Origin of the sequence: Pantoea sp. JK, from assembly GCF_026130245.1 — a bacterium.
In the GTDB taxonomy this organism is placed as follows: Bacteria; Pseudomonadota; Gammaproteobacteria; order Enterobacterales; family Enterobacteriaceae; genus Pantoea; species Pantoea trifolii.
Genome location: NZ_JAINFN010000009.1, coordinates 135,333 through 155,413 on the forward strand (window position 1 = coordinate 135,333; position 20,081 = coordinate 155,413).

Sequence of the window (20,081 nt, forward strand, 5' to 3'; positions counted from 1 at the left end):
ACGAACTTCGAGGTTTTCTGATGATGCGTAAAGGACTGTTTACCGCTTCTATGGGCATGCTGCTGCTTGCCTCTTCCGCTCTGGTGCAGGCAAAAGATTTTGGCACGCTGAAATTCGCCACTGAAGCTGCTTATCCGCCATTTAACCAATCCACGCCGAACGGCAAAATCGTCGGTTATGAGCCGGATATGGTGGCTGAAATCGCTAAACGTGCTGGTTTCAAATACGAAATCGTGGCGCAGAAATGGTCCGGTATGATTCCGGGTTTAGTCGATGGCAAATATGACGCGGTGATCGATGCCGTGACCGTCACGCCGAAGCGTGAAGAAGTGGTGGATTTCTCTCGCCAGTACACCGTGAGTGTTTCAGGATTCGTGACTCTGAAAGGCAGCGCAGTTGATACCTTGCCAGGCAATGGCGAAGTGGTGCTGGCGGATGACGAAGCGGCTATGACCAAATCTATCGATGCTTTGAAAGCCAAATTCAAAGGCAAAACCATTGCGGTGCAGGTTGCCACCATTCAGGCGGATTTCCTCAACAAATATCTGGCGGATGTGGCAACGATTCGCACGTATCAGGCTGGCCCGGAAACCTTCGCCGATCTGCTGAACGGCCGTGTTGATGCGGTAATGGCGTCACGCACCAACCTGAATGCCTATGTGAAAAAGCATGCGGATACCGTTAATAGCACCGGTTACGGTTTCTCGGGCGGCGTGTTGGGCCAGGGTTCCGCTATCGCGATTCAGAAAAACAATCCTGAGCTGAAGGCGGCGCTGGATAACGCGTTAAATTCAATGATCAAAGATGGCACGCTGAAGCAGCTGTCTGAAAAATGGTTCGGCGAAAACGTCGCACCTAAAGAGTAATTCCAGGCGCTTATGGCTATTGATTGGCAAATCTTAGGTTTTGGTGACGAAGGTTGGGGCGGCGTGTTGCTTAACGCTGCCACGGTGACCGTCACCGTTTCATTATGTGCATGGCTGCTGGGCGCAATTCTCGGCAGCCTGTTGTGTTGGATGCAGATTGGTGGCGGGCGCTGGCAGCAGCGCCTCGCCAACGGTTACATCACGCTGTTTCGTGGTGTGCCGGAGCTGCTGGTGATCTACCTGTTCTATTTTGGTGGGCGTCAGGTGGTGTCGTTTGTTGGGGAAAGTCTTGGCCTACAAGGACCGTTTGATGTGAACGGCTTTGTCGCCGGTGCGATTGCCATCGGCCTGATCTCCGGCGCTTATCAAAGCAGCGTGTTCCGCGGTGCGTTCTATGCGATCCCAAAAGGCACGCTGGAAGCCGCAACGGTAACCGGCATGGGCCGTTTGATGCTGTTCCGCCGCATGATTGTGCCGCAAGCGTTGAAAACTGCGCTGCCGGGCATGGGCAATCAGTGGCAATCGGTAATCAAAGAGTCGGCGCTGGTTTCGGTCACTGGCTTAGTGGAAACCATGAACCAGATCTCCACCGCCTCGAACTCGACACAAATGCCGTTCTTCTTCTACAGCGTTGGCGCGGTGATCTACCTGATCATCACCACCTGTTCCGATTTTGTTTTCCGCTATGTGGAAAAAGTGGCCATGCGCGGGCAACAACGCGCGCGGTTGTAAGGAGCCACGATGGATGTCACTTTTCTGCAGCACACCTTAGCTGCGTTGCTGCGCGGCCTGCCGCTGACGCTCAATCTGGCGCTGTTGTCGTTGTTGGGTGGCGGCGTGCTGGCGCTGCTGCTCAATCTGCTGCGCCAGAATCGCTTCGGCAGCTACGTTACCCGTTTCTACGTCTGGGTATTTCGCGGCACGCCGTTGCTGATTCAGATCTTCATGATCTATTACGGCCTCGGCAGCTTACCAGCGGTGCGCGAAAGCGTGCTGTGGCCGCTGCTGCGCGATCCTTACTGGTGCGGTTTGATTGCATTAATTCTTAACGATGCGGCTTACACCTCGGAGATTCTGCGCGGCGGGCTCAACGCGGTGAGCGTGCAGTCGCTGGAAGCGGCCAAAGTGAGCGGCATGTCGCGCTTCACCACGCTGCGTCGCATCACGCTGCCGCTGGCGGTGCGCCAGGCATTGCCGGCTTACAGCAATGAAATTATCTCGATGATCAAATCGACCTCGCTGGTCAGCACCATCAGCTTGATGGAGATGACCGGCATTGCTGATTCCATTGTCTCTGAAACTTTCCGCGCGCTGGAGGTGTTTATCAGCGCGGCGATTATCTATCTGCTACTGACCGTGCTGGTGAGTAAAGCGGTAGCGCTGCTGGAGCGCCGTTTGTCCCCTTATCACGTTGGAGCACGTCCATGAGTAAACCCACTATCGCCCTGAGTCATCTCAGAAAAAGTTATAGCGGGCACGAAGTGCTGCACGATATCAGCCTGACGGCGCAGGATGGCGACGTGATTTCGCTGATCGGTGCCAGTGGCTCAGGCAAAAGTACCTTGTTGCGCTGCATTCCGTTCCTGGAAGTGCCGCAGGGCGGGGAAATTGCGGTGGGTGACGAAGTGGTCACTATCGATAATCCCGACGAGAAGCTCAGCCGCGAGCAGCAGCGTCGTATCAAGCTGATGCGCATGCAACTCGGTTTTGTCTTTCAGAGCTTCAATCTGTGGCCGCATAAAACCGTATTGCAGAACATCATCGAAGCGCCGATTCATGTGCAGAAGCGCAGTAGCAAAGAGGCGATTGAAGAGGCCGAAGCGCTGCTGCAAAAAGTGGGTCTGTACGAGAAGCGTAACGCGTGGCCTTCGCAGCTTTCGGGTGGTCAGCAACAGCGCGTGGCGATCGCCCGTGCGCTGGCGCAGCAGCCGAAGGCGATTCTGTTTGATGAGCCGACGTCAGCGCTTGACCCCGAGCTGGTGGGCGAAGTGTTACGCGTGATTCGCAGTCTGGCAGAAGAGGGACGCACCATGATCATCGTTACGCATGAAATGGGCTTCGCGCGCGATGTCTCGAACAAAGCGGTGTTTCTGCATCAGGGCAAGATTGAAGAAGCCGGTTCGCCACAGCAAGTTTTCAGCGATCCGCTTTCAGCACGCTGTCGCGCATTTGTGAGTAGTCACTTAAATCGGAATAGTTAATAACAGCTTCCTTTCTGTTTGCACCAGCTCCATGAGCGAGCTGGTGCACCTCATGTTTTCCATTAATTTCCTCGTAATCAAAGCCAGTGCTGTCGTATTTGGTGGTCCGAATCGCAGCGACCGCGCGTCAGGCACACTTCTGAAAACACGAGCCGACCGGGAAAAGTCGTTGAATCCCAATACGGCGCGGGTTACAACGTTTGACTTTAGTCAGGCCTCCTTTGCTGGAGTACTTCTTTACTGCATAACCACGGAATTCTATGCCGCACACTTACCGACCATGGATGAAAAGGTATTGGCTGGTCTGGCTACTGTTAACGCTGATCACCTTGATAGCGTTATTTGCCGATCAAATTTTGCAGCAGCAGCGTGTGGGCGAGGCGCAATTTAATCAGCAATTTAACCGCCTTGCCGCCTATCAAACGCAGAATGAAACGCTATTGCCGCTGCTTGATGGCGATGAGGATCTCGCTGCTTTGCAGAGCAAATTTCCGCAGCTTGTCCTGCTGGAACACACCGTAAATCGTCCGTTAACCGCGCCACGTTTTGAAGAAGTGAGCGGTGGACGCTATTGGCTCTACAATCCTTACCGCCAGATTCGCATGCTGATCGATTTGCACTTTGCCCTGCAAACCTCAGATGTAGCGCTGGCGTTGGCGTTTCATATCCACGCTCCGCCTGCGATGCAAACAGCGAACTATTCGGACTCGGCGCGTTGGCAATGGCAGCGGCCGTTCATCAATCACTATCAGCCGTTCTTACTGAAAGGCAGCGCCAATCCCGACTGGCGAGCGCTGCATATGCTGCCATTTACGCTGGCGCTGCTGTTGTGGCTGGTGATTGGCGGCTTGGGCTGGTGGCTGTTGCGTCACTGGCGTCAACATGTGGAGATGCGCCTGCGTGCGGACTATTTCCAGCGTACGCGGCGTGAAGCGCTGGGCGAGTTCACTGCGGGCATCATTCATGAAATCAATCAGCCGCTGACCGCCATCAACACCTGGTTGCATAGCAGTCAGTTACTGTTGAGGCAGGGTAAACACGAAAATCTGCCACAGGCGCTCAACGCGATGAGTTTGCAAACCGAACGCCTCGCGGCGTTGCTGCAGCGTTTTCGCGACATCGTGAGCGAACGCCCGGTAGCGATGAGCGCTGTGAATCCGGAAGCGGTTTGGCGGCGCGTAACAGTGCTGTTGCAACAGGAACTGGATGATGGCGATGTCGCGCTGCGTCAGCAGTTCCAGCACGGTCAGGCGAAAGTGCTAAGCGATCCACAGTGGCTGGAACAGGTGTTCCACAACCTGTTGCAAAACGCCATTCACATGCAGCACGGACGTCCCGATGCATGGGTGAACATTGCATCGGAGCATGTTCCACAGGGCATCAAAATCATCATCAGTGATAACGGTCCCGGCTTCTCTGCGGAAGGATTAGCGCAGGCTTGCATGCCGTTTTACAGCACGCGCGCCAATAGCATGGGATTAGGCATGACGTTGGTCGAGAACTTGATGTTACGCATGAACGGCCAGCTGCGGCTGGCAAATCGCGCTGCAGGCGGCGCGGAGATTACCTTAATTTTCCAACTGGCGGAGTAACGGAATGGTCGCAAAGGTTTGGTTAGTGGATGATGATTTGTCTGTGCGTGAATCGCTCGGTTTTTTACTTAAAACGCTGGAATATGACGTGGCCGATTTTGCCGATCTGGCCGCATTTGAAGCGGCCACGCAAGCGCAGGAACCGCTGCGCGGCTGTTTGCTGCTGGATGTGCGCATGCCGGGCATTAGCGGCCTGAGCTGGCTGGCGGAACAGGGCGATCGCCATCCGCTGCTGCCGGTGATCATCATGACCGGTCACGGCACCATTGATGCCTGCCGTCGTGCATTTCGTCAGGGCGCGTTTGAGTTTTACACCAAGCCGCTGGATATAGAACCGCTGCTGGAAACTATTCATCTGGCATTCAATGAGAGTGAACAACGTGCCGGGCGCTGGCAGTCGCAGCAGGGTTTGCAGGCGCGATTTGCGCTATTATCGGCGCGTGAAACTGAAGTAATGCAAATGATGATTGCCGGGCAAACCAGCAAAGAGATCGCGCGTGATTTATCGCTGTCGCCGCGTACCGTGGAAGCGCACCGCGCGGCAGTGTTCGCCAAGCTGGAACTCAATAATCTCGCGCAATTGATTCACGCCTGGCAGCAGCTGAACCAGGTATAACTACCAGGATGAACGGGTAATCGCCCGAATATTTCTTTTCTCTGCCGCGCTTTAAAGTGCCACTCACTATTAAACAGGAGTGACACATGAACATCCGCCTTTCTCTGATTGCCGCTGCGGCGGCCTTTGTTTCCTTTAGCAGCCATGCGGCATTAACTGAATCCAACCTTTCACTGGCTGACGCACAGAAGCTGGCAAGCGCCGCGATTCAGTCGTGCGCGGCGAAAAACTACAACGTAGCCGTGACCGTGGTTGATCGTGCCGGTGTGGTAAAAGCGGTGCAGCGCATGGATAATGCCGGTCCGCACACCGTTGAAGCCAGCCAGATGAAAGCCTACACCGCGCTCAGCACCAAAAATCCAAGCGGCAAGGTGATGGAAGCGGCGCAGAATAATGCCGGTGCGCAGAATATGCGTGATATTCCTGGCTTCCTGCTGTTGGCGGGTGGTGTGCCGGTGAAAAGCGGCGATCAGGTGATTGGCGCAATCGGCATCGGCGGCGCACCGGGCGGCAATCTGGATGAAGCCTGTGCGATGGATGCACTGAAAGCGTTATAAACAAAGTGTAGGGTCGCCATTCATGGCGACATGGTCACATGCGGCGTGACAGCGCAAAACAGATCAGCGGCATCGGCAAGGTAAACAGCAGCAGCAACCACAGCAGCACATACACCGCGTCGATGCCATTATTTTGCAGATTGTTATACAGCTGAACCGGCATGCCCTGCGGGAACCAGGCAAAGATCATCACGATGCCAAACTCGCCCATGGCACGCGCCCACGCCAGTGCGCTGGCGGTTGCCAGCCCCGGCGCGGCAAGCGGGATCGATAGACGCCAAAAACGCTGCCACGGCGACGCGCCCAACGTGCGGCCCGCTTCCAGAATCGGCTTTGGCACACCGGCAAACGCCGAACGTGCGGTGGTGACGAAGTAGGGCAACGCGCCGTACCATTGCGCCAGAATAAACGCGGCCGGATTATTCACCAGCGTCCAGCCAAACTTCTCCAACAGTTCACCCGGCAAACTATACGGCCCGTAAGCGCTTACCAACAAAATCCCCATCGCCAGCGGCGGCGTCAGCAGCGGGATCATCACCAGCAGTTCGACGATTAACCGCATCCGACCGCGCGCCTGCGACAGCCACCATGCCAGCGGCAATCCACTGACAAATATCAGCAATAGCGCGATCGCACCCAAACCCAGCGACGTAGCGATAGCATTGCCATCGCCCCACGCCAGCTGCAGATGCTGCCAGTTGGTGACGCCAATCAGCGTGAGAAAAGGCACCGCCAGCAACAGCAGTGCGGGCAGTGACAGCCATAGCGCGGTGGCGTGACGGGTTTTCATCAAGGGTAGATCGAACTGCCTTTCGGCGCGGCATAGCCATTCTGTTTAAACAGCGCCTGTCCCGGCTGACTCAGCATAAAATCGACAAAGGCTTTGCCGGCGGCAGCGCCGTGCGGGGCGTTCTTCAACACGGCGGCGTAGTAAACCAGCGGCTGCGTGTGTAGCACTTTGTCTTTGCCCGCGCCGTCTTTCACGCTGAAACTCACCGTGTTGTACCACTGCTTCGCCATTGCCGGATTACTCAGATTAATCTCGTCGGGCAGTGCCACATAGGGCAGATGCGCGGAGATCACTTCGCTCTCGTAACCGGCGGCGGCATCAACCTGGCCGCTTTCCAGCCGTGTTAGCAGGCCGCCTTCCAGATGGGTTTGTGCCGGATTTTGATAGCCGCCCATAATTTTATCGGCGATGCCCGGCTGATGGTAATACTTCTCAGCCAGCAGCAGGGTAAAGATGATGTTCTGACCTTTAGGGTCGTTGATCGGATCGGTGCGGCCGAACTTAATGCCCGGCGTTGCCAGCACCTTCAGCCAGCTGGTGTTGCTGCCTTTGGCCTGCGCGAACTGCTGCGCGTATTTTCCTTTCGGACTATACGCCACCACCATGCTGGTGCTCGCCACTGGGATCGCATCATCAATCAATCCAGCATCTTTCAGGATCTGCATCGGCCCCGGCGTGATGGAAACAAACACATCGGCGGTGATTTTTTTGCTCGCCAGCAAACGTGCCATGCCATAGGCGCCCTGGCCCTGACCTTCATACGTGCCGTTGTTTTGTTTAGCAAAGACTGGACCTAATGATTGGTCCATCACTTTGCCCATGGAACCGGCGTAGGTCACGCGGATATCGGTATTCGCTTGTGCATGCAGACTCAAGCCCGCGCCGGCAGTGAGCAGCAGCGCGGTGAGGTGAGTGAATCGCATTCCCTTTCTCGCTATATAATTAGGTAGATAGCGATTATCGGAATTGAGGCAAGCTGTGCAAGCGAAAATCTATTGCGAAATCATACTAAAGGCCCGCCGCAACGGGCCGACGCGCTTAGGCGAGAATGCGTTTGGCCCAGGATTCAATCTCGTCGCCGCTGCCGATATCCAGCTGCACTAAACCATTGGTGATGAAGGTTGGTGAAACGTGGATGCCATTTTGCCGCGAATATTTGCTGTGCCATTTGATCTCATTTTGCAGTTCGGCACGCAGGAACGGTTCGCGTGCGTTAACGCCGCTGTAATGCTCAAGACGATCGAGAATCTGATTCGGCGTCGCGTCCATATTCGGGCCGTGGCTGTGATCGATAAACTCGAACTCTTCACGATGATCGGCCACCGCTTGCAGCACCTTTTTGGCTGCCGCTTTGCCTTCCGACAAGGTTGAGGCGGCAAGGATGTAGCGCACAATCACGCCGGAATACATATGCCAGGGCTGTGATTGCAAACGGATTTTTAACGTCATCTTCTCTTCGCCCACTAATTGCAGCAGCGCGTCGAGCTTGTTGAATGCGCGCACGGAGAACGGGCAGGTCGGTTCCAGAAAGACTTCAAACACTTTCGGGCCGTGGCCCCAAACCAGCGGATCGGCGTGTAATGCGGTGGATTGGCTCATGGTAATTCCCTGTTGCAACGATAAAAGTTGCCTTACTTTGGCAAAGCGCTGCGTGGACAGCCAGTGCGGGCTTGTGCTTTTTTGTTACAAAGCCATTCGCGGGCTGCAAATGTGACGAAAGAAAAATCGTTTTATAGATCCGCGAGCTACAAGAAACTCGGCCCGCAGCGGCTTTGCACAGAAAATAAGCGGCTATAGTTAATCCTGTTTCAATCTTCTTACTTGTAGCATTTTTAGTTCATTTGCCTGGAGCCAAACGTTTAGAGCATCGAGGTTCAATGTGTTTGCCAATCTCTCCTGGAAAATCATTCATCAGGTTCTCAACGAAACCATTGTTGAGTTAATGGACGAACATCAAACGCTGGACGTTCCCACTCTGCGTGAGCGGCTGCTGGAGATGGCGGAGAGCGAATCCGATGAATTAATGGTGTTGTGTTACTGGCAAGCGAGCAGAGTGCTAACGCGCTTGCCGCCGACGGTAACCGCCAGCCAACTGATTGAAGAGGCGCGCGTCGCCTATCGCACGCCGATTTATCATGATCCGCTTTAACCCTTGATGCTTTTCAGCGGTTTTAACGCGTTAAAGCGGCTAAGTGACGGATTTATGGTCAAGAGCGGGAAACACGCTCTGCTAGACTTGCCCTGTCAAAAACCTGGATACAGAGGACAGTAATGAAAATCAAAAGTTATGCCGCCTTGAACGCGGGTGAAGCGCTGGTGCCTCACGAGTACGAAGCTGGTGAACTGGCTGCTGAAGAGGTGCAGGTTGAGGTCGATTACTGCGGTGTTTGTCACTCAGATTTGTCGATGATTGATAACGAGTGGGGCATCTCCTCGTTCCCGGTGATTGCCGGCCATGAAGTGATTGGTCGCATCAGCGCCTTAGGCGACGCGGCGCAAAACAAAGGTTTGAAAGTGGGCCAGCGCGTGGGCATCGGCTGGACAGCGAAAAGCTGTCAGCACTGTAATGCCTGTATCAATGGCGAGCACGTCAACTGTGAAAACGGTTCGGTGCCAACCATCATGAATAAAGGCGGTTTTGCCAGCCATCTGCGTGCCGACTGGCAATGGGTGATCCCGCTGCCGGAAGCGATGGATTACACTTCGGCGGGTCCACTGCTGTGTGGCGGCATCACCGTATTTAAACCGCTGTTGATGCATCATGTCACCGCAACCAGCCGCGTTGGCGTGATCGGCATTGGCGGCCTGGGCCACATGGCGATTAAATTGCTGCGTGCGATGGGTGCAGAAGTGACGGCATTCAGCTCCAACGCCAGCAAAACCGAGTCGATCAAAGCGATGGGCGCGGACCGCGTGGTTAACAGCCGCGACCCGCAGGCGCTGAATGCGCTGGCTGGGCAGTTTGATTTGATCATCAGCACGGTAGCCGTCGATCTCGATTGGGCACCGTACTTCCAGGCGCTGGCACCGCACGGTAAATTCCACACCGTCGGCGCAGTAATGAAGCCGTTTGAAGTGCCGGCGTTCAGCCTGATTATGGGCGATCGCGCGGTGACCGGTTCTTCTACCGGTTCACCAGGCCAGCTGCGTTCACTGATGAAACTGGCATCGCGTGCGGATATCGCGCCACAGGTGGAAGAGTTCCCGATGTCCAAAATCAACGAAGCGTTGGATCACGTACGCGCGGGTAAAGCCAATTACCGCGTAGTGTTGAAAGCCGATTTTTAATACGTCAAACGGTGCGCATTACTGCGCACCGATTTACCTATCGCACCTCCCTCCCAAACAGCATCCTCAGCCTTAATCCCCTGATTGTTCGGCATATAATGACGCATCGCTTTGATAAACTGCTGTCACCCAACCCAACTCGAGGACAGCAATGAAAATTTCCAGCTATGCCGCTCTGCAAGCGGGTGAGGCGTTGGTGCCTTACGAATACGATGCCGGTCCACTGGCCGCTGAGGATGTGCAGGTTGCGGTAGATTATTGCGGCGTCTGCCACTCTGATTTGTCAATGATCGATAACGAATGGGGCGGCTCGCGCTATCCGCTGATTGCGGGTCACGAAGTGATTGGTCGTGTGGTGGCTTTGGGTGATGCGGCGCAAAACAAAGGGCTGCACATCGGCCAGCGCGTGGGCATTGGCTGGACAGCGAAAAGCTGCCAGCACTGCGATGCCTGTATCGAAGGCGATCAGGTGAACTGCGAAAACGGTAAAACCTCTACCATCAATAATCACGGCGGCTTTGCCAGTCATCTGCGCGCTAACTGGCAATGGGTGATCCCACTGCCGGACGCGCTGGATATCGCCACCGCTGGGCCGTTACTCTGCGGCGGTATTACCGTGTTTAAACCGCTGTTAATGCACAACATCTCCGCCACCAGCCGCGTCGGCGTGATCGGCATTGGCGGTCTGGGGCATATGGCGATCAAACTGCTGCGGGCGATGGGTGCGCACGTTACGGCGTTCAGTTCTTCAGCCGCGAAAACCGATTCGATTAAAGCGATGGGTGCCGATCGGGTGGTAAACAGCCGTGATCCGCAGGCGTTGAGCGCGCTGGCCGGGCAGTTTGATCTGATTATCAGCACCGTGGCGGTGGATCTGGACTGGAAGCCGTACTATCAGGCGCTGGCGCGCCGTGGCGCGTTCCATACTGTTGGCGCGGTGATGAAGCCGTTTGAAGTGCCGGCGTTCAGTTTGATTGTTGGTGACCGTGCGTTAACCGGATCGTCAACCGGTTCACCGGGCCAATTGCGGGCGTTGCTGAAGCTGGCATCGCGTACTGATATTGCGCCGCAAGTGGAAGCGTTCCCGATGTCGCAGGTGAATGAAGCGCTGGAACATCTGCGTGCCGGGAAAGCGAACTATCGCGTGGTGTTGAAAGCGGATTTTTAAGGGCGGTGCAGGTGGTAAAAAAGGTCGCCATGAATGGCGACCCTACGAAATTAGCCTCGGTCATCCTTTTCGCCGAGGAAGAAATACCACAGCGGAATTGACGTCAGCGCGGTAAACACCGTGGTGTACAACGCAATCATAAAGCCCTGCGTGATGTACATGGTCAGCGACCAGTGGCTGAACGGAATGCCATATTGATCGATAACGCCGCCGATAATCGCATTGCTCATCACCGTCCCAACAATCAGCGCCAGGATGAACAAACCGCGCAGGAAATAGCGCATCTCTTTACGCTTCACGGCAAAGCGTGCGCGAATAATGCCCAGCGGAGATTGCTGTGAGGCCAGCAGCGCGGCTTCATCAAGCGGCGCGCGTTGCTGTTTACGCCAGCGCAGAATATCCAGCAGCAGGAACGCCAGCAAACTCGCGCCCATCACCGGCAGCGCGTAACCCAACGCCAGCGCCAACATTAACCACGCACCTTTGGCGTAATGCGGCAACGCCATCCAGGTTTCGGTCAGGGTTTGTGCTGGATTCGCTTCGACATCTTTTGGCCGGCGAATCCACCACATGCGATAACCGAGCACAATCATGCTGCATAAACCAAGGCCAAAGAACGCCAGCAGCAGCTGATTGGGCAATCCAAACAGCACGCCCATGTGCGCATCCACACCCCAGCGCGTCAGCTTCGCCACCAGCGGGAAACGGGCAAAGTAGACGTGATCCACCACGCTAAAGTCCTGCGGATTCACCGACACCGCATCCACGTGCGTTGGCCAGCTGCGGTCGATTTCCGTCACCGCCCACGCTTTGTCGGCGCTTTTCGGCTGACGCAATTCAAGCTTCGCTGCACTCAGTCCATCCTGACGCGCCGCGTTCAGCACGCGATCCCAGTCGGCATCGGCAGCGTTATTGCGCACCGGTTTGGCGGGCGCCGCCGCCGGTTTGGTCATGGATGACATCGGCATGCTCATGCCCGACATATCCGCCCTATGCTCGGCGTGCGGATCGGCTGGTGCAGCAGGCGCATCGCTATTCAGCGAGGTATTGACTTGTGGCGTCAGCCAGTTCAGTTCAGTACGCATGCGATCGATATTGCCGCCCGCCCACTGCGACCACGTCAGGCCGGTCACTGAGAAGAACACCAAACCGATTGCCAGCGTCAGTCCGAGCGTGACGTGCCAGTGTCGGCTGAAGGCGAAGCCACTGCGCGGCTGTTTCAGCTTCCGTTTCGGACGCGTTCCCAGCCACAGCACCACGCCACCCAGCGCCGCCACCCACAGCCAGGACGCCGCCAGCTCGCTGTAGTTGCGACCGAAATCGCCAAGCAGCAGGCTGCTGTGCAGCAAGTCGATGGTGGTGCGCAACGGCAATACGCCGCTGGTGCCGTAAACCGGCATATCGCCTTTCACGTTCAGGCTATAAGGATCGATAAATATCGCACGCGACAGCGATGCACCGAGCGTGGCGTCGCTGAATTGCACCCGCGTGGTGTCCGTTGCGTGCGGCGCAGGACGCACCGCGTAAATGTGTTGATTTTCTCCCGCATAAGCGCGGGCCGCGCTGATTTGCGCGGACAGCGGCTGCGCGTTGCCATGTGGTTCAGCAATTAGCGCATCGGCATAAATCAGGTTTTCCAACTGAGGCGTTAACACATAAAGCGTGCCGCTGAGCGCCGCAACGAAGATGAACGGGGCGACAAACAGACCAATATAAAAATGTAAGCGACGTAGCAAATTAAGCACCGCGCCGCGCGGTGCTGCAGAGTGAGCAGCAGACAAAGCCGTCTTCCTTCCAAAAAGAAATTGTCTTAGCACATCGCTCAAGCCGAGCGTGCGCTGCAATAAATGAGGTCAGCAGGAAAGCGGTGCAGGCGGGGCGCGCGGACGGTGAATGCTGCTAAAGCGACGCACAATCGGCGCAACCACGCGGGGCAGCGGCGGGGCGCGTGAGATCACCATGATCAGCCAGATGAACGGAATAAACACCCACATCAATAGCGGGACATGCACCAGCAGATCACAGTAGCCGCAGGCAAACTCGCCGTCGTCCATCATGTGATGGCTCATGCCGGGCATCGGCATATCCGCCATCATCATTGAATGATGGCTCATCGAGCTATCCATCATGCTGTGCTGCGGCATCACCAGCAGCTGGCTTTGACGCTCCATCAACGTTTTTGACACAATCGGCGCGACGAACAGCAGCAGCACCGCCACAATGGCGACGCAGGCAGTCAAACGCTGGCGGAAGTGTTGTGTAAACGTCATGGTTGCTAGTGGATGATTCCGTAAATGAGGCGGAAGTGTAACGCGAATGCCGTTGGTGGGTTAAAAAAATAGAGATTATTTAAGGAAAAATTCGCACCTTTTGAAAATAATCACTTAAAGAGATGCGGCCGTTAACGTTAATGCAACCTGTTAAATACAGAGTGGAAACAATATGACGTGGTCGCCATGAATGGCGACCCTACGGTGATTTAAGGCGCCTTAAAAAATCGATCTTCCCAGTCGTTCGGTAAGTTTCTCCAGCAGCGCGGTGCCTGCTAAGGAGTTACCCGAATGATCCAGCGCGGGCGACCAGACTGCGATACTCATGTCGCCAGGGATCACCGCAACAATGCCGCCGCCGACGCCCGACTTCGCTGGCATACCCACGCGCCAGGCGAATTCTCCGGCACCATCGTACATGCCGCTGGTCATCATCAAGGCGTTCACCTGACGTGCCTGGCGCGGTGAGATCACCGCTGATTCATCATCCTGAGTGCGGCCCTGATTGGCGAGATAGAGAAAGGTGCGCGCCAGTTCTTCACAACTCATCGCTAACGAGCAGTAGTGAAAATAGGTTTCCATCACTTTGCTGACATCGTTATGGAAGTTGCCAAAGGATTTCATCAGCCAGGCAATGGCGGCATTGCGTGCCGAATGTTCGTATTCAGAGCGCGCGACGACGCGGTCGTAATTGATGTCGTTTTGCTGCGCCAGACGACGCACAATTTCCAGCATGCGCTGACGCGGTGCTGTCAGGCGGCTTTCCAGCAGATCGCACATCACCAGCGCACCGGCATTGATAAACGGATTGCGCGGTTTGCCTTGTTCCAGCTCCAGCTGCACTAGCGAATTGAACGCCTGGCCGGACGGCTCTTTGCCGACGCGTTGCCAGATTTCACCATCCTCATACAAGGTGAGCGCCACGCTGAGTGACAATACTTTGGAAATTGATTGGATGGAGAAACGTGTCGCGGCATCGCCGGCCTGAAAACAGCGTCCGTCAGGCGTGCAAATGGCGATGCCGAGCTGGTCGGCATCCACGTCGGCCAGCGCCGGAATATAATCCGCCACTTTCCCCTGTTGGGTGAGCGGGCGAACTTCGCTGACAATCTCTTCTAGCAATGCATTACTGAGTTCCGACACCTTCACGCTCCATGTAGCCATTCGTGGCCAGGATGATGGTGATTTGCGTGCAGCGCGTCAATCGGCGGCGCGAAATTCTGTGAGCCTTCTGGGTGAAGCCTGCGTTACAGTGCGAGCTGATTTCATCAAATGTCGAGCTCGCGCGATGATAACTAACCTGTTTCGCGATTTTCCCGCCGCCGCACAGAACGGCAGCGCAGAGACGTTCGAAGCGCTGCTAACGCAGCCCAATCTACACATCGAACGCATCGTTTCCACCGGGCAAGCCAGTCCACCGGATTTCTGGTACTGCCAGACGCAAGGTGAATGGGTGATGATTTTACAGGGATCGGCAGGATTGCAGCTGGAAGGGGAAGCGCAGGAGCGTCATTTGCAGGTTGGCGATTTTGTCGAGATTCCCGCAGGCTGCCGCCATCGCGTCAACTGGACGGACAGCAGCGGCCCAACGGTGTGGCTCGCGGTGCATTACGGCGCGATTCCGCCTGATTTGGCCTAAGGTCGCTTGCCGACGCTGTGCGTCAGCGTGGTCCAGCGTCGCGCCTGCTCGCTCAGGCTAAAGCCAAGGCCGTGACGATCGGAAATCAGCATGCGGCCATCGCGCAGTTCCAGCTGCTCATTGAACAGCGGATTGAGCCATTCAAAGTGCTCCAGCCAGGGTTCAATCGGATAGGTTGCCGCCATGTGAATGTGGATCTCCATCGCGAAATGCGGTGCCAGTTTGCGGCCATGCCGCGCTGCCAGATCCATGATCTTCAGGAAAGGCGTGATGCCGCCAACGCGCGGCGCGTCGGGCTGCACGAAGTCGCTAGCATTGCCCAGAATCAGCTGTTCATGCTCGCGGAAGCTGGTGAGCATTTCCCCGGTGGCGATGGGCGTATCCAGCGCGGCAGTCAGCGCGGCGTGGCCTTCGACATCGTAAGCATCCAGCGGCTCCTCAATCCACACCAGATTAAACTGCTCCATCTTGCGCCCCATGCGGATCGCCGTTTCGCGATCCCATTGCTGATTGGCGTCAACCATCAGCGGGAAATCATCACCCAGCGTTTGGCGCACCGCGGTTAATCGACGCAGATCTTCAGCGGTGTTGGGCTGACCGACCTTAAGCTTGATGCCGCCAATGCCACTTTCGCGTGAAATCGCCACGTTTTTGATCACCTGATCGAGAGGCGTGTGCAGGAATCCGCCGGAAGTGTTGTAGCACTGCACGGAATCGCGATGTGCGCCCAGCAGTTTAGCCAGCGGCAGCCTGGCGCGACGCGCTTTCATATCCCACAGCGCGATATCAAACGGCGAAATCGCCTGCACTGCCATGCCGCTGCGGCCGACTGACGCGCCTGCCCACAGCAGTTTGGTGTAGATCTTGTCGATATCATTAGGATCTTCACCCAGCAGAGCGTCAGCAATTTCACAGGCATGCGCATAAATGCCCTGACCGCCGGCGCGTTTTGAATAGCTAAAGCCGATGCCTTGATAGCCATCGCGCGTTTCAATTTCCGCAACGATTATTGCCACTTCGGTTAATGGCTTTTGACGTCCGGTCAGTACTTTGGCATCGCTGACCGGCGTTGCCAGCGGCAAAAATACCAGCGACAAATTGATCCACACAATACGATCGCCGCTGTCCGTGGCGTTGCCTGTAGCCTGCGTTTTGGCGTAGCTCACGGCGTTAGAATTCACACTCGACATGATGTTCTCCGGTAAATGATTGCGCTAACATTCTTGGTCCGCATTGCACTATGTGCCAGGAGTTAGGTTTAGTTATGTCTTGATGATCACACTTTTACCATTCTGCAATAATAATGATAGCCCTAACATTTTAGCGTTGAGCTGTTGTCACGTCTCACCAGACTGCTATGCTAGCGGCATCTGCATGAACCGTGAGCTGCCATGAAACCAACCAAACTGGTGCGCAAAGGCGCGCCAACGCTGGAAGATGTTGCCCGCGTCGCGGGGATTTCGCCGATGACGGTCAGCCGGGCGTTAAATTCGCCGCAGCAGGTGCGGCCGGCGACGGTAGCCAAAGTGAAAGCTGCCATCAGCGCCACCGGCTATATTCCTAACGCCCAGGCCGGCAGCCTGGCGAGCAATCGCAGCCGCTTAATCGCGGTGGTAGTGCCGCAAATCAATAACAATATGTTCGTTGATACCATTCAGACGCTGAATGACACGCTCAGCGCGCACGGCTATCACATGCTGTTGTGCGTCACCGGCTATGAGACTGAAACCGAGGCAGAAACCGTGGCGACGCTGTTGTCGCGGCGTCCGGATGGCATCGTGCTGACCGGCATTCATCACAGCAGCCAGTTGAAAAAAGTGTTGTTGCAGGCCGAAGTGCCGGTGGTGGAGATCTGGGACATGACGCCAACACCGATCGACATGCTGGTGGGTTTTTCCCACGAAAAGGTCGGCGCGCGTGTGGCAGCGTACCTCGCAGAACGCGGTTATCAGCGACCAGGTTTGATTTGGACCGATGACCGCCGCGCGCTGCAGCGCAAGCAGGGATTACTCGATGCGTTAGCCGCTCAAGGCATTTCACCGCAAGTTGATGCGCCGATAGTGCTGCCAGCGCTGATGCAGCGCGGGCGCGAAGCCTGCGCTCAACTGCTGGATGCGCATCCTGATGTCGATGTGCTGGTGTGCAGTTCCGATACGCTGGCGCAAGGCGCATTAATGGAAGCGCAGGCACGTGGAATAAACGTGCCAAACCCACTGGCGGTGATTGGTTTTGGCGATCTGGATTTTGCTGCTGCCAATTTCCCCGCTATCTCGACGGTGCGCATTGAACGGCATCGCATGGGGCAGTTAGCGGCTGAGCAACTGCTGAACCGGCTGCGAGGGAATGTGGTTGAACATCCCATTATCGATCTTGGCTTTGAGATGGTGCCGCGCGATTCCGGTTAGCGAAATCTGAAGTGAGAAGCTCATCACATGCGAAAAATATCTTCCATGTTATAAAATATGGAAAATTTATTTCAAATTGAGAGGTTCCTATCATGTCATCGCTGCCGTCCCTTGAAACCTTGCTGCAGCAGGAAGCTGAGCATCGTTTACCGCAGTTTGATTTCGATTTAGCGTGGCAAATCGGCCAAAGCATCCAGCAGCGTGCCCGTGAAGACAATGCGCCTGTGGCTATCGAAGTCTATGCGTTTGGACAGGTGCTGTTTCTGGCTGCGTTGCCAGGATCCGCTCCAGAAAATCTGGAATGGATGCGTCGCAAGCGCAATACCGTGCTGTTGACCGGTCATTCATCTCTGTATCTGGGGCTTTTCAATGAGCAGAAGGGCGAGCGTATGGCAAAGCAGGCTTATACTCGCCAGGAAGATTACACCGATCACGGTGGCTCTTTCCCGCTGCTTACTGCTCAGGGTGCGATCATCGGCGCAGTCACCATCAGCGGTTTACCTTCCGAAGACGATCATGCGTTAGCGCTGTGGGGGATTACCCAGCTGCTGCGCTGAGGTTGCTCGAATAAATAACGCCGGAAAATGAAAAATGGCCTCCGGCGTATTGATCATCAAAATAACAGAGTTGCTGAGCCAACGCCGCACGCTTTGGCGTATCGCGCGATGGTATCCAGGCTGGCAGAGGTAATGTTTTTTTCCATGCGCGAAACGGTTGGCGGTTTTACTCCCATTCGCTCTGCTACCTGAGCGCTTGTCAAACCCGCATTCTGCCGCCACTGTTTGAGTAGCGATTGCATCCGCGATTTACGCTCCTCAGCTTCCCATGCTGCACGATATTCGGGATCTTGCAGCATCTCTTCATGAATTTGATTATGAGTTTTATATTTCATTCTGCATTTCCTCCAGCCTTCGTAGGGCTTTCTCTATTTCTGATGATGGTATTTTTTGACTCTTCTTAATGAAAATACGCAGCATGTAAATTTTCTGTCCTCGCTGATACACCCAAAGTCCGCGTGAGATATCGCTACCAGACGTTCTAATCTCATACAGCCCATTTCCCAATGGTTTGGTATGAGGTTCACGGAGACTACAAGGATCGGTTTGCAGTCGATTGACGAGTTTTACAAACTTCACGCGAATGATTGGCGGTAATGACCTAAGTTCATCCTCAGCTGCTTCATGGTAGATAACCTCGAACACTGGCAGGGCCTCCGTGCGATAATTCTAACGATGATTCGTTATTAGCTCAACAGCTAATATTAGCCTTTGAGCTAATGATTCATGCTTAATCGAACGGAAGTTTAAAAGTATTCAAAAAACAAAAACGCCCGATGCGATCAACACATCGGGCGTTTTAATGCACAACAAACGCTATTTCATTGCCGGGACTTTAAGCTTATCGCCTGCGCCGGTGGCTTTACGCAGATCGGCCACCTGGCTGGCCTTAACTTCTGCAGCCTGATTTCCCCACGAATTCCTCACGTAGTTCAGCACATCCGCCATCTCCTGATCGTTAAGTTTCCAGGAGAACGCCGGCATGCCTGCGGATGTGGGGCGACCTTCGGTGTGCGGTGCGCGGGCACCGTCCAGCAGCGAGTGAATCATGTTGGTGGGATCGTTCTGCATTGCGCCATTGCCGGCAAAGGCGGGTACCATGCCGGTGATACCTTCACCCGACAACCCGTGACACGCCGAACAATCCACCTCATAGCGCAGTGCCGCCTGATCGTGACGCGTTTTATCCATCACAAACCCGGCGGATTTCGGCGTGGAAGAGGCCGGTAAGCTGCGCAGATAAGTGGCGATAGCGTGCAAATCGCGATCGTTAAAATACTGCGTCGAGTGCTCAACCGCTTCCGCCATTGGACCCGCCGCCACGCTTTCGCCGTTAGAGCCAGTTTTTAGATAGTCAGCGATCTGTGCATCGCTCCACTTGCCAATGCCAGCGTGAGGATTTGGCGTGATATCCGGCGCGTACCAGCTGCCCAGATTGCCGCCTTGCAGGTACTGGCTGCTGATTTCGCCGCCCAATGCGTTGCGCGCGGTGTGACAAACGCTACAGTGCGCCGGACCATCAACGATGTATTTGCCGCGATTCCACTCGTCATTCTGCGCAGTTTGCGGCTTGAACGCGTTGTTATCGAAGAACAACAGGTTCCAGCCCGCCATCGCCAGACGAATGTTATACGGGAAATTCATGCCCGCATTCTCATCGATGGCGTTGTGCACCGGTTTTTGCGCCGAGAAGTAGGCCCAAAGATCGTGCATATCGCCATCGCTCATTTGGGTGTAAGCGGTGTACGGCATCGCTGGATAAATGAAGCCGTGTTCGCCGCGTCCCTGACGCACCGCGTTGAAGAAATCGCGCTCGGTCATGTTACCGATGCCGGTTTCACGGTCTGGTGAAATGTTCGAGGTCTGCAGCGCGCCAAAGGGCGTATCGATTTTGTAGCCGCCGGAAAAGTCCGCATTGTGACAGGCGACACAGTCGGCGAGGCGCATCACGTACTCACCGCGTTTGATGGCGGCATCGTCGTTGCTGTGGAAATCGGCCAGCTGCACCTTGTCGTCGGCAACGTTGGAGCGCGCGCTGTCTAACACCACCCACAACCGGCCGGACGCCGCGATGCCTGCAATCACCGCCAGCGCGGCGAGCGTGTAGGTAATTTTCTTTGCTTTCGCCATGA

General features: G+C 55.4%; 23 protein-coding genes. 13 read left to right on the forward strand and 10 right to left on the reverse strand.

The genetic code is table 11. The features are described from left to right. The first annotated feature begins 17 nt into the window (after positions 1 to 17). From PanJK_RS18820 to PanJK_RS18850, 7 genes are all read left to right on the forward strand, one after another. Positions 18 to 866, forward strand: a complete 849-nt coding sequence (locus tag PanJK_RS18820) for a transporter substrate-binding domain-containing protein (RefSeq protein WP_305961345.1) — start codon at positions 18 to 20, stop codon at positions 864 to 866. A gap of 12 nt (positions 867 to 878) precedes the next feature. Further along, positions 879 to 1,598 (forward strand): ABC transporter permease, encoded by a 720-nt coding sequence (locus tag PanJK_RS18825; protein ID WP_008109228.1) that lies wholly within the window; start codon positions 879 to 881, stop codon positions 1,596 to 1,598. A gap of 9 nt (positions 1,599 to 1,607) precedes the next feature. Continuing rightward, positions 1,608 to 2,294, forward strand: a complete 687-nt coding sequence (locus PanJK_RS18830; protein ID WP_061719022.1) for an ABC transporter permease — start codon at positions 1,608 to 1,610, stop codon at positions 2,292 to 2,294. Next, positions 2,291 to 3,067, forward strand: coding sequence for an ABC transporter ATP-binding protein (locus PanJK_RS18835; protein ID WP_265301961.1), 777 nt, complete (start codon positions 2,291 to 2,293; stop codon positions 3,065 to 3,067). The genes PanJK_RS18830 and PanJK_RS18835 overlap by 4 nt, the downstream gene beginning before the upstream one ends. 284 nt (positions 3,068 to 3,351) lie before the next feature. Then, positions 3,352 to 4,659 (forward strand): sensor histidine kinase, encoded by a 1,308-nt coding sequence (locus PanJK_RS18840; protein ID WP_265301963.1) that lies wholly within the window; start codon positions 3,352 to 3,354, stop codon positions 4,657 to 4,659. Between the two features lie 4 nt (positions 4,660 to 4,663). Then, the gene (locus PanJK_RS18845) at positions 4,664 to 5,275 is read left to right on the forward strand and encodes a response regulator transcription factor (protein WP_265301965.1); all 612 of its coding nucleotides are present in this window, start codon (positions 4,664 to 4,666) and stop codon (positions 5,273 to 5,275) included. Between the two features lie 86 nt (positions 5,276 to 5,361). After that, on the forward strand, positions 5,362 to 5,832 hold the full coding sequence (locus tag PanJK_RS18850) for a GlcG/HbpS family heme-binding protein (protein WP_265301967.1): 471 nt from the start codon (positions 5,362 to 5,364) through the stop codon (positions 5,830 to 5,832). 34 nt (positions 5,833 to 5,866) lie between these two features. Here the strand turns inward: PanJK_RS18850 and PanJK_RS18855 are convergent, their stop codons facing one another. From PanJK_RS18855 to PanJK_RS18865, 3 genes are all read right to left on the reverse strand, one after another. Then, on the reverse strand, positions 5,867 to 6,622 hold the full coding sequence (locus PanJK_RS18855) for a molybdate ABC transporter permease subunit (RefSeq protein WP_265301969.1): 756 nt from the start codon (positions 6,620 to 6,622) through the stop codon (positions 5,867 to 5,869). Continuing rightward, on the reverse strand, positions 6,622 to 7,545 hold the full coding sequence (locus tag PanJK_RS18860; RefSeq protein ID WP_265301971.1) for an extracellular solute-binding protein: 924 nt from the start codon (positions 7,543 to 7,545) through the stop codon (positions 6,622 to 6,624). The genes PanJK_RS18855 and PanJK_RS18860 overlap by 1 nt, the downstream gene beginning before the upstream one ends. 115 nt (positions 7,546 to 7,660) lie before the next feature. Next, positions 7,661 to 8,221 (reverse strand): thioredoxin, encoded by a 561-nt coding sequence (locus tag PanJK_RS18865; RefSeq protein WP_265301974.1) that lies wholly within the window; start codon positions 8,219 to 8,221, stop codon positions 7,661 to 7,663. Between the two features lie 280 nt (positions 8,222 to 8,501). Between PanJK_RS18865 and PanJK_RS18870 the strand changes: the two genes are divergently transcribed. The 3 genes from PanJK_RS18870 to ahr (PanJK_RS18880) all read left to right on the forward strand — a co-directional run bounded on the left by PanJK_RS18870 (position 8,502) and on the right by ahr (PanJK_RS18880) (position 11,078). Then, the gene (locus PanJK_RS18870; protein ID WP_265301977.1) at positions 8,502 to 8,771 is read left to right on the forward strand and encodes a hypothetical protein; all 270 of its coding nucleotides are present in this window, start codon (positions 8,502 to 8,504) and stop codon (positions 8,769 to 8,771) included. Between the two features lie 122 nt (positions 8,772 to 8,893). After that, on the forward strand, positions 8,894 to 9,910 hold the full coding sequence (ahr, locus tag PanJK_RS18875; RefSeq protein ID WP_008108001.1) for an NADPH-dependent aldehyde reductase Ahr: 1,017 nt from the start codon (positions 8,894 to 8,896) through the stop codon (positions 9,908 to 9,910). Between the two features lie 151 nt (positions 9,911 to 10,061). Further along, entirely contained in the window at positions 10,062 to 11,078 is a 1,017-nt protein-coding gene (gene ahr / locus PanJK_RS18880) for an NADPH-dependent aldehyde reductase Ahr (RefSeq protein WP_154190823.1), read from the forward strand. 50 nt (positions 11,079 to 11,128) lie between these two features. Here ahr (PanJK_RS18880) and PanJK_RS18885 read toward each other — a convergent pair whose 3' ends face one another. The 3 genes from PanJK_RS18885 to glsB form a co-directional block, all read right to left on the reverse strand. Continuing rightward, positions 11,129 to 12,859 carry a DUF2534 family protein gene (locus PanJK_RS18885; protein ID WP_265301983.1) on the reverse strand — a complete coding sequence of 577 codons (1,731 nt, stop codon included), beginning with the start codon at positions 12,857 to 12,859 and terminating at the stop codon, positions 11,129 to 11,131. 72 nt (positions 12,860 to 12,931) lie between these two features. Further along, entirely contained in the window at positions 12,932 to 13,348 is a 417-nt protein-coding gene (locus tag PanJK_RS18890) for a DUF2946 domain-containing protein (RefSeq protein ID WP_265301986.1), read from the reverse strand. 219 nt (positions 13,349 to 13,567) lie between these two features. Further along, complete coding sequence (glsB, locus tag PanJK_RS18895) at positions 13,568 to 14,491, reverse strand: glutaminase B (RefSeq protein WP_175501710.1); 924 nt, start codon at positions 14,489 to 14,491, stop codon at positions 13,568 to 13,570. 145 nt (positions 14,492 to 14,636) lie between these two features. Between glsB and PanJK_RS18900 the strand changes: the two genes are divergently transcribed. After that, positions 14,637 to 14,987, forward strand: a complete 351-nt coding sequence (locus PanJK_RS18900; protein WP_265301989.1) for a cupin domain-containing protein — start codon at positions 14,637 to 14,639, stop codon at positions 14,985 to 14,987. Here the strand turns inward: PanJK_RS18900 and PanJK_RS18905 are convergent. Further along, positions 14,984 to 16,180, reverse strand: coding sequence for an L-talarate/galactarate dehydratase (locus PanJK_RS18905; protein ID WP_265302198.1), 1,197 nt, complete (start codon positions 16,178 to 16,180; stop codon positions 14,984 to 14,986). The genes PanJK_RS18900 and PanJK_RS18905 overlap by 4 nt on opposite strands. Before the next feature lie 198 nt (positions 16,181 to 16,378). Between PanJK_RS18905 and PanJK_RS18910 the strand changes: the two genes are divergently transcribed. Beyond that, positions 16,379 to 17,392, forward strand: a complete 1,014-nt coding sequence (locus PanJK_RS18910) for a LacI family DNA-binding transcriptional regulator (RefSeq protein WP_265301991.1) — start codon at positions 16,379 to 16,381, stop codon at positions 17,390 to 17,392. A gap of 92 nt (positions 17,393 to 17,484) precedes the next feature. Beyond that, on the forward strand, positions 17,485 to 17,949 hold the full coding sequence (locus PanJK_RS18915; RefSeq protein ID WP_265301993.1) for a heme-degrading domain-containing protein: 465 nt from the start codon (positions 17,485 to 17,487) through the stop codon (positions 17,947 to 17,949). A gap of 56 nt (positions 17,950 to 18,005) precedes the next feature. On the opposite strand, the gene PanJK_RS18920 is transcribed toward PanJK_RS18915, so the two are convergent. The 3 genes from PanJK_RS18920 to PanJK_RS18930 all read right to left on the reverse strand — a co-directional run bounded on the left by PanJK_RS18920 (position 18,006) and on the right by PanJK_RS18930 (position 20,079). Then, complete coding sequence (locus PanJK_RS18920; protein WP_256699100.1) at positions 18,006 to 18,284, reverse strand: helix-turn-helix domain-containing protein; 279 nt, start codon at positions 18,282 to 18,284, stop codon at positions 18,006 to 18,008. Further along, the gene (locus PanJK_RS18925) at positions 18,274 to 18,594 is read right to left on the reverse strand and encodes a type II toxin-antitoxin system RelE/ParE family toxin (protein WP_256699101.1); all 321 of its coding nucleotides are present in this window, start codon (positions 18,592 to 18,594) and stop codon (positions 18,274 to 18,276) included. Before PanJK_RS18925 ends, PanJK_RS18920 begins: the two co-directional genes overlap by 11 nt. A 171-nt stretch (positions 18,595 to 18,765) precedes the next feature. Continuing rightward, a complete protein-coding gene (locus PanJK_RS18930; protein WP_265301996.1) occupies positions 18,766 to 20,079 on the reverse strand; it encodes a cytochrome c in 1,314 nt (437 codons plus the stop codon). Between the last annotated feature and the right edge of the window lie 2 nt (positions 20,080 to 20,081).